The 9383-nt window shown below is 42.5% G+C and carries 10 protein-coding genes; 6 read left to right on the top strand and 4 right to left on the bottom strand.

The features are described 5' to 3' along the window. Nucleotides 1-80 precede the first annotated feature (80 nt). Nucleotides 81-1268 (top strand): NO-inducible flavohemoprotein, encoded by a 1188-nt coding sequence (gene hmpA, locus AACU59_RS00930; RefSeq protein WP_064626435.1) that lies wholly within the window; start codon nt 81-83, stop codon nt 1266-1268. 191 nt (nt 1269-1459) lie between these two features. On the opposite strand, the gene AACU59_RS00925 is transcribed toward hmpA, so the two are convergent. Together AACU59_RS00925 and AACU59_RS00920 are read right to left on the bottom strand one after the other, a co-directional pair. Beyond that, the gene (locus AACU59_RS00925; protein WP_013868041.1) at nt 1460-2005 is read right to left on the bottom strand and encodes a YaeQ family protein; all 546 of its coding nucleotides are present in this window, start codon (nt 2003-2005) and stop codon (nt 1460-1462) included. 71 nt (nt 2006-2076) lie between these two features. Beyond that, nucleotides 2077-2286, bottom strand: a complete 210-nt coding sequence (locus AACU59_RS00920) for a cold-shock protein (RefSeq protein WP_010318975.1) — start codon at nt 2284-2286, stop codon at nt 2077-2079. A gap of 795 nt (nt 2287-3081) precedes the next feature. Here AACU59_RS00920 and AACU59_RS00915 point away from each other — a divergent pair. The 4 genes from AACU59_RS00915 (at nt 3082) to AACU59_RS00900 (ending at nt 5502) form a co-directional block, all read left to right on the top strand. Continuing rightward, entirely contained in the window at nt 3082-3444 is a 363-nt protein-coding gene (locus AACU59_RS00915; protein WP_026028668.1) for a hypothetical protein, read from the top strand. A 209-nt stretch (nt 3445-3653) separates the two neighbouring features. Next, nucleotides 3654-3893 carry a hypothetical protein gene (locus AACU59_RS00910; RefSeq protein WP_017046015.1) on the top strand — a complete coding sequence of 80 codons (240 nt, stop codon included), beginning with the start codon at nt 3654-3656 and terminating at the stop codon, nt 3891-3893. A 164-nt stretch (nt 3894-4057) separates the two neighbouring features. Then, on the top strand, nt 4058-5062 hold the full coding sequence (locus AACU59_RS00905; protein WP_017046016.1) for a response regulator: 1005 nt from the start codon (nt 4058-4060) through the stop codon (nt 5060-5062). Nucleotides 5063-5064: 2 nt separating this feature from the next. Continuing rightward, complete coding sequence (locus AACU59_RS00900; protein WP_017046017.1) at nt 5065-5502, top strand: PAS domain-containing protein; 438 nt, start codon at nt 5065-5067, stop codon at nt 5500-5502. A gap of 78 nt (nt 5503-5580) precedes the next feature. Here the strand turns inward: AACU59_RS00900 and AACU59_RS00895 are convergent, their stop codons facing one another. Further along, nucleotides 5581-6582: a 2-hydroxyacid dehydrogenase gene (locus AACU59_RS00895; protein WP_017046018.1), complete on the bottom strand. Its 1002-nt coding sequence runs from the start codon at nt 6580-6582 to the stop codon at nt 5581-5583. A 565-nt stretch (nt 6583-7147) separates the two neighbouring features. Between AACU59_RS00895 and AACU59_RS00890 the strand changes: the two genes are divergently transcribed. Beyond that, nucleotides 7148-8191: a GMP reductase gene (locus AACU59_RS00890; RefSeq protein ID WP_017046019.1), complete on the top strand. Its 1044-nt coding sequence runs from the start codon at nt 7148-7150 to the stop codon at nt 8189-8191. 462 nt (nt 8192-8653) lie between these two features. Here the strand turns inward: AACU59_RS00890 and AACU59_RS00885 are convergent. Beyond that, the coding region (locus tag AACU59_RS00885; protein WP_161437704.1) for a response regulator at nt 8654-9383 on the bottom strand (730 nt) is incomplete at its 5' end.

Raw genomic sequence — 9383 nt, 5'->3', positions numbered from 1 at the left:
GGTATGCTTTGTGCTATACAAGCTTCAGTATCAGAGCGAATCTAATTCGCCATTTATAAAATCTGAGGAGAAAGCTCAATATGCTCAATAATCAACACATCGCCATTGTCAAAAGTACCATTCCTTTGCTTGAATCTGCCGGGCCAGCGCTTACAGCTCATTTCTATCAGAGAATGTTTACTCACAATCCTGAGCTAAAAGATATTTTTAATATGACCCATCAACATACTGGCCGTCAGGGCGTTGCACTGTTTGAGGCGATTGCCGCGTATGCGAAAAATATTGAAAATCTCGCCGCATTAACCAGTGCAGTGGAACGTATTGCCCAAAAGCACACCAGCTTTAACATTCAGCCAGAGCACTATCAAATCGTCGGTCATCACCTTATTGAAACGTTGCGAGAGCTTGCTGCCGATGCCTTTACTCCTGACGTTGAAGCAGCATGGACGGCGGCTTATCTCTTTTTAGCGCAAGTCTTTATTGATAGAGAAGGGGAGTTGTACTTACAGCGTAAGCAGGCGATCGGTGGTTGGGAGAACGCGCGTGAGTTTGTGTTGCAAGATAAAGTGAAAGAGTCTGAATTCGTCACTAGCTTTATCTTTGAACCTGCTGATGGCAAAGCGGTATTAGATTATCAGGTAGGTCAGTATATTGGGATTGAACTCAAGCCGGAAGGTGCGTCATACAGTGAAATTCGTCAATATTCCTTGTCACAAAAACCCAATGGAAAAAACTACCGCATTTCTGTGAAGCGTGAAGGCGTGGATACTGAACATCCTGGGACAGTCTCTAACTATTTACATGATTATGTTGAAAAAGGCAGTCGAGTGAAACTTTATGCGCCAGCGGGTGATTTTTTCTATGTTGAGAAGCTCGCTCCCGTTGTACTTATCTCTGCAGGTGTTGGGGCAACACCGATGCAAGCCATACTTCAACAGCTTGCGTCAGTAGGAAAAAAAGAGGTGACGTATCTGCATGCTTGCAACAATTTATCACAACACTCCTTTATTGATGAAACCGCGACATTAATGGCGGTGCATCCATCATGGCAGCAAGTGGTCTGGTATCTGGAAAGTGAGCAAACACCAGCCAAGCAAGGTTCTATGATCTTGCATGAAGTTTGCGAGCAACTGCCGCTAACACAGGGGGATTTTTATATCTGTGGCCCCGTTGGTTTTATGCAGTTCATTGTTGAACAGCTTGAATTGCTTGGCGTAGCAAGAGAGCGTATCCATTACGAAGTCTTTGGTCCACACGCCTATTTATAAAGTATAAAGCGCTATCTAAATCTAGGCTCTTTTAAGGGCCTATACCCTTCCCATTTAAAGCTGCAGCGGTGTTGGTTACGTTCGCTTACCCCAATCACATAGTTTATCTATGCTCATGGGGATGAGCTCACTTGCCGTCTACCTGCAACTTCAAGTTGTTTGGGTATAAATACTGAAAAGTGGGCTGGGAATTAATGCTCACTTTTTATTTGTAGTGCTTGCCAAGTAATTTCATCGGAATGGCTATCGCTATCAATAAAAATAGAAGACCCACTAATCATCACTGAAATATCCATACCTCGGTTCAAGGAAGTAGAGAGTTTTTCAATCGCTGCAGCATCAAATCGAAATAGATCGACATTGAGGTGAGAGAACTTTCCCTTGTTTTGCTCCCACCAAACCTGTGATTTCGTGTTAAAGCTGTAGACTTTCACCTGCTTTGCAAGCCGTGTGGCTTTTTTAATGCGATCAGCATCGGGTTCGCCAACTTCAATCCAGAGCTGAATTTGGTCATCTAATGATTTTAGCCAGAGATCAGGTTCTTCGATGGAAGAAAGTCCTCTAGTGAATGTTAGCTCGGGTGAAGCATTAAGACAAAACGCCAAAATGCGCGCCATCATTCGTTCGTTGCTTTCTGAAGGATGCTGAGCAATGGTGAGATTTAAAGAGTCATAATGATCGCGATTAGTATCCGTCAGCGCAATACGGAACTTATAGATTGTCGGTTTAAGAGCCATTGGAAGAATGCCAAGAGGTAAAAACGAAAATAGCCAGCAAATTGCTGGCTATTAGAATACTTAGTAAAAAATTATACTAGGCGGATGTTTTCAGCTTGAGGGCCTTTTTGACCTTGAGCTACTTCAAACTCTACCTTTTGACCTTCAGCAAGAGTGCGGAAACCGTCACCTTTAATTTGGCTGAAGTGTGCGAATACGTCTGGACCGTTTTCTTGTTGAATGAAACCGAAACCTTTAGTTTCGTTGAACCATTTTACTGTACCAGTAACTGTGTTAGCCATTTTTATACCCAAAATCAAAAAAAATTTTACAGCCGAATACGGCGCGGATAGCGTGGAAAAGTAGATTGCTATTGCGTACGACACGACGGGGGAGTTACAAGTAATCCAACGAGACGTATGTGTATACAAAGAACTGCTTTCTAGCTAGTGCAAAGTCTAGTTCAAACTTTTATCTTGTCAATCATAACTCGATAAAACTCGAAAAACTTTCTTAAAATTGTTAGGTTTTATGCTCTATGTTGCATTTTCTTATGATGAGGCTTGAAATTAACATTACTATTCTATTACCCATTGACATAGTTGAAGTTTTAGCCAGAGTTAGTGGTCAGATGAGTTCGATGGTTGAAGCCGTTTATTACTGGCCAACGTTCATTGAGTGAGGAGAAGGGTTAGGTTTACTTTCCTATTTAATGGCTCTCTTTTTGGGCTGAATGACTCTCCTCAAAACTGAGGAAATTTTTCCCTATCAAATAGCATCTTCAAGTTGTTTTGGCGACAACTCGGAACGTTGCGCTGTACACATCACAAATTTGCACTTTCAATGAAATATTTACTCGGTTAAATAATTGTTACAATTAGTTCCATTTTGAAGTGTTTTTTGGGTAATGCCATGTCCCATCTAATTTTCGGGTTTTCTGTTGTTAACCACTGATTAACAATTGTTTTATTCTAAGCCAATAAGGAAAAATTGCTTGTTTTTTGAACTTGAAATTCTTATTTAATGGAGGAAAATGTATGTAAACTGAGTTTTCGAAAATGAATGGATACTTTCTCATAAAAAGAGAGGTTTACAACATGAAACTAATACTGATTTTAATGGCGTCTGTCTCGGCGGGTGTTGCCTCTGCTGATCACTTTCATTCATTTTTGTTTGGACTCTACATCGCGTCACTCGCAGTAGGCAGCTGTTACTGGTTTGCGTTTCGAAGTACTAAAGTGCCGGAGTTTGCCCTTTTTCTTCTCATCTGTGGGCTTCTTGCTAAATTGACAGTGACCATTATCGGTGTTGCGTGGGGGATATCGGCGCAATTGATCACATCGCCTTTTATCTTTGCTTTGTCGTATCTCTTCTTCTCTATTGTCGTGACATACCTCTGGTTCAGTTATCGAGATAAATTAACCTCTGCAATCTCTAAAACAACGGCGCATCACGCGTAGCGCACTTAATACATAGCGTCTTTATGCGTAACTTACGCGCAAGATGGTTAATGTGATAGTGAACTAAATTATTTCTGTTAATGCAAAAGGGCTTCCTCACTGGGCCCTTTTGGTGCTTTTGCACTTTAGACTTTTGTCCAAGAGTGGCGCTCATCTTTTCGATATACACTGTTGGCAATGATTATTTATCTCCTGGACAAGGAAGTACTATGGGCATTGGATTATTTTGGGCAGAGAAAGTTATCTTAATACTGGGTATCATTTTTATTCTGACGAGTATTGTGCGGTATGGTAAACGTAGCCATGACTGGAAAGGTGTCATCACGATGTTTTATCGTCGCATTCCCATGTCAATTGAGGAATATAAGTGGTACCGCTTGGGAGTGGCATTCATTGTTACCGCTATTGTGTTGCGGATTGCTGTACTGACCTTCTGGCCCTCACTATGAGGTTGAAATGAGCGAGCATTGTTGTTTGCTAACCGATGTTTCGCTTGAGTGTGTAGCCTTTTATAATCCCTAAAACTTTTTAATTAATTTTTTGCGCAACTCGCATCTACGCGAGGTTTAGGTATACACTCTATTTATCGAATTAATAAATAGAAGGTGATTACATGTCTTTCCCCGTACTCATCTGTGATGACTCTGCATTGGCTCGGAAGCAGATGGCTCGTTCACTTCCCGCCTCTCTAAACGCCGATATTACTTTCGCAGTCCATGGTTTAGATGGCATTAAAAATCTTGAAGAGCATGATTTTAAATTAATGTTCCTCGATTTAACTATGCCTGAACTGGACGGCTACGGAACGCTAGAAGAGATGCAACGCAGAGGGATGACAACGCCTGTTGTTGTTGTTTCTGGTGATATACAGCCGAAAGCGAAAGAGCGAGTATTGGCGTTAGGGGCGCGTGCTTTTATTCAAAAGCCGATTGATAAGGACGTGTTAAATAGCGTACTACGAGAGTTAGTCGAACCGCCAACACAGCCTCGTATCGTTACGCCTATCTCTGTTGAACTACCTATCTTAAAACGTCGTGACATCTATATGGAAGTTGCGAACGTTTCGATTGGTCGAGCAGCTGATGCTCTGGCGCGACACTTTGATGTATTTGTTCATTTACCGCTACCAAACGTCAATATTTTTGAAGTGAGTGAGCTACATATGGCACTTCGTGACTTGGCGGAAAATGATCAAGTTTCTGGTGTATGTCAAGGCTTTAGCGGTGAAGGCATTGCAGGTGAAGCACTGGTGCTCTTGAGTGATTCCAGTGTTTCTGACCTGAAAAAATTAATGAAAGTGCCAGCAGACAGTGAAGAGCTTGAAGAATTAGAACTGTTAATGGATGTATCAAACATATTAGTTGGTTCTTTTCTGAATGGATTAGGTGAGCAATCGGAGGTGCGTTTTTTTCAAAGCTCTCCAGTATTGCTTGGGCAACACATCTCCATTGACTCTGTGATCAATTCAACCGCTGGATCATTTAAAAAAACGATGACGTTTGAAGTGAGCTACAACATTGATCAAACGACGATCCGCTGTGACTTGCTCTTTATGTTTGTCGATGAGTCTCTTCCGTTGCTAGACAGTAAATTAGCGTACTTGATGGAGGATTTTTAACGATGAATCTCCCTGCAGAATTTGAACAGTTCCACTGGATGGTGGATATGGTGCAGAATGTCGATATGGGGCTGATCGTGATTAATCGTGATTACGAAGTGCAAGTGTGGAATGGATTCATGACACACCACAGCGGTATTCAAGGGCACGATGCGATTGGTAAAACCATTTTTGAACTGTTTCCTGAAATCCCCCAAGAGTGGTTTAAGCTCAAAACTAAACCTGTGTATGACTTAGGTTGTCGTAGTTTTATTACTTGGCAGCAGCGCCCATATCTCTTCAAATGTCGTAATGTTCGCCCTGTCACTCAGCAAGCCGATTATATGTACCAAAGCATTACTTTAAACCCGATGCGAACCACGACGGGTAAAATTAACTCATTGTTTTTATCAATACAGGATGCCACATCTGAAGCGTTAGCCTCTTTACAAATACGTTGATAGAATCAGGGTTTTAATGATTTCGAAGCCTCCTTTTGGTGTTTCATCAAGGAGGCTTCATGTTAGTGATGGGTTCAATTAATCAAGCGTTACAAGCTCATTTCCGCAACGTTGATTGTTTGCAAAGGCACGAATGTTATCCAAAGTTGTCTGAGCGATATTGTGTAGTGCATCTTCAGTCAAAAAGGCTTGATGTCCTGTAAATAGTACATTGTGGCAAGCCGATAGGCGTCTGAATACATCATCGACAATCACATCATTCGACTTATCTTGGAAGAAAAGATCCTTTTCATTGTCGTAAACATCTAAACCAAGAGCGCCGATACGACCTTGTTTCAGTGCTTCAATTGCTGCAACTGAGTCGAGTAATTCACCTCGGCTGGTGTTTACAATCATCACGCCATCTTTCATTTGGGAAAATGCGTGGCTGTTGAGTAAATGGTAGTTCTCTGGCGACATTGGGCAGTGAAGCGTAATCACATCACTTTGTTGGTAGATTTCCTCAAGGCTGCAGTAAGTTGCACCGAGTTCAATCGCCAGAGGGTTCTGATAAGGGTCGAAGCACAGTACCTTCATTCCCAACCCTTTCAAAATACGCATTGTGGCAATACCAATTTTTCCTGTGCCAACAACTCCCGCGGTTTTACCGAAGAAGTTAAACCCGACCAACCCCTCTAATGAGAAGTTAGCGTCTCGGGTACGTTGGTAGGCCTTGTGAAAGCGGCGATTCAAACACATCATCATTCCTACCGTGTGCTCTGCCACCGATTCTGGTGAATATGCGGGTACTCGCACCACTTGAATACCCAGCTCTTTTGCGGCATCGAGATCGACTTTATCAAATCCGGCACAGCGCATTGCGATAAGCCTCGTCCCATTTTCATACAATTGGCTCAATACTGGGCGACTTAAGTCGTCATTCACAAAGGCACACACCACAGTGCATCCTTGGGCCATTTTAGCTGTGGCTGGGGTGAGTCGAAAATCGTGAAAGTGCAGCGAGAAGATCTTTGTATCACTGACCTCTGAGAAAGAACTCGCGTCATAAGATTTTGCGCTGAAAAATGCAATGTTGATCATGTTCTCTTCCTAATTAGACTTATAATTTTCACTATAAATACGCCTAATATCACAGAAAATAAACCACAAAATAACTATGTCTTTGGGATGGTAGGAGTTGCGGGGGGATGTCACTAAAATCGAAAACGGAAGGATTAATGATAAAAATTCACCACAATCTGTAAAAATCGCCGATAGAAATGTCTGAGTCACCTCTTCTGTGAATGTGATTCTCCTCACATTTTCGGCGCAATGCTGAACAAAGTAACGTTTGCTTATTGTATGAAAACTTTCGCTAAAATGATGCGTTCTTTAATAACGTATTGAAAAATAAAAATTTACACGATGAGTATTTGAGAGAGATGAACTTGAGAAGTGTCGGATATGAAAGTTTCGAGATAGTACCACAAAAAAAATGCAAATATCAGACTTGCCGATAAGAAATCCGGGCCTATAATGCTGAAAACCGGAGCGTCTGCCAACGCTCCGGTTTTTTTGTGTCCAAAATGTACTGACGTCTGCCAACGAAGGTACTACGCACTCTGCAAAAGAGACACAAATGGTCAATTAATCAAGGAATTACATAATGCGTATCGAACAAGAACTTAAGTTAGGTTTTAAAGATGTCCTGTTTCGCCCTAAGCGTTCAACACTAAAAAGCCGTTCTCAAGTAAATTTAACCCGCGATTTTACATTCAAGCATAGTGGGCGTCAATGGTCCGGCGTGCCTGTTATTGCGGCGAATATGGACTCGGTAGGCAGTTTTGCTATGGCGAAGTCACTTGCTGAACATGATGTAATGACAGCGGTTCATAAACATTACTCAGTAGCTGATTGGGCTGAGTTTGTTAAAAACGCCGATACATCAACACTTAAGCATGTGATGGTTTCTACAGGTACATCTGATGCTGATTTTCAAAAAACCAAAGACATCATGGCGCTTAGTGACGATCTGATTTTCATCTGTGTTGATATTGCTAACGGCTACTCTGAGCACTTGGTCGATTACGTACAACGCGTGCGTGCACAATTTCCAGATAAAGTGATCTCGGCAGGTAACGTTGTCACCGGTGACATGTGTGAAGAGCTCATCCTTGCGGGTGCGGATATCGTAAAAGTTGGTATCGGCCCTGGTTCGGTTTGTACCACGCGCGTGAAAACAGGTGTTGGTTATCCTCAGCTTTCAGCCATTATTGAATGTGCCGATGCGGCGCACGGATTAGGCGGGTGTATCATTGGTGATGGTGGCTGCACATGCGCAGGTGACGTTTCTAAAGCCTTTGGTGGTGGCGCTGATTTTGTCATGCTTGGTGGCATGCTTGCAGGTCATGAAGAGTCTGGCGGCGAAGTGTTTGAAAAAGATGGCGTGAGCTACATGAAGTTCTACGGCATGTCGTCACAGTCTGCAATGGCGAAGCACTCTGGCGGCGTTGCAAAATACCGCGCAGCGGAAGGCAAAACCGTATTGCTACCTTTTCGTGGCAGCGTTCACGATACCATCTCAGACATTCTTGGTGGTGTGCGTTCAACTTGTACTTATGTCGGTGCAGCTAAGTTAAAAGAGTTAACTAAGCGCACTACATTTATCCGCGTACAAGAGCAAGAAAATAACGTGTTTGGCCGAGAGTAAATCAATAGTTTTAACAACCATAATTAATCAGAGCCGCTTTTGCGGCTCTGATTAATTATGCCCCTCACTACGAAGAGTGTATCGCGCTGTTAAAAAGAAAATAATTGCCTAGCAAGAAAAAAGCCGCCAAAAATAGGCGGCTAAAAGTGTGCAAGCAAAGGTGTTGTTTAAGTCGAACCTGTCTTTCGCTACAAACAATAGACTGAAAAGGTGCGGTGCTCAACCCTGTCGTTCATGAAATGAGATTTGTAACAAGGTGCATATGTAATTATTGTATGTATAACTTGCATGGGTTCATTAGATATTCAGCTAGAACCACTTGGGGTCGCTCAGGTCAAGGCTTGGCGAGTGTAGGTAGTAGACTGTTTATAATAGATTATGCTGTTTTAAAATGTCAGCCAGCACCGAAATGGTTTTGGTACTGGCTGAGTTTTTCTCTGGATGTTGGTGTCTTCAATTACGTCAAATAACCGTTCCACTCTTTGCTGTATGAGCATTGGGTACAACGTCTCTATTTAACCAATGGCTGATTACTTGCTGTAACGCATTTAATGACGTCGGTTTCTCTAAACGACCGTCCATCAGCTTGCTAATCATTTCTAGCTCACGTTCGCCAGATTCACCTGACAGCGCAATGATCGGAATCTGCGGAGAATGCGCCTTAATGATTTGGCTGGCTTCAAAACCATTCATAACTGGCATTTGAATATCCATCAAAATCAAATCGATGGAATTCGCTTTAAAGATTTCTACTGCATTTTCACCGTTGTTTGCCTGCAAGTTGTTAACACCAAGTTGGTTCAGATACATTTGAACTAGTGAGCGTTGTACTTTTTTATCGTCAACGATGAGCACCGTGGGTGCTTTGTTATTGATTAGAAATGGCTTATCGATTGGTTGTATATCGTCAACGGTTCTTTGCTCGGTATTAGGTTTAGGTTGTTGCCAACTTTTGAAATCAGGAGTACGAAGCGAGTCGGCTTGGGGAGCATTGGGTACCATAGGAAAGTATAAGTGGAATTCAGTAAACTCCCCCAGTTTCGATTTGCATTCAACTCGGCCGCCAAAAGAGCGCATGACACGCTGGCAATAGCCGAGCCCCAGACCGCTGCCTCCACTTTTTTGATAAGAGAAAAAGTCATCGAAAATCTTATAAGAAATGGCGTCGTCAATCCCCGGGCCTGTATCTCTG

This window comes from Vibrio sp. V23_P3S9T160, from assembly GCF_963886625.1.
GTDB lineage: Bacteria > Pseudomonadota > Gammaproteobacteria > Enterobacterales > Vibrionaceae > Vibrio > Vibrio anguillarum.
The sequence above is the reverse complement of the archived record's forward strand: the minus strand, read 5'-3'. Positions and strand labels throughout refer to the sequence as shown.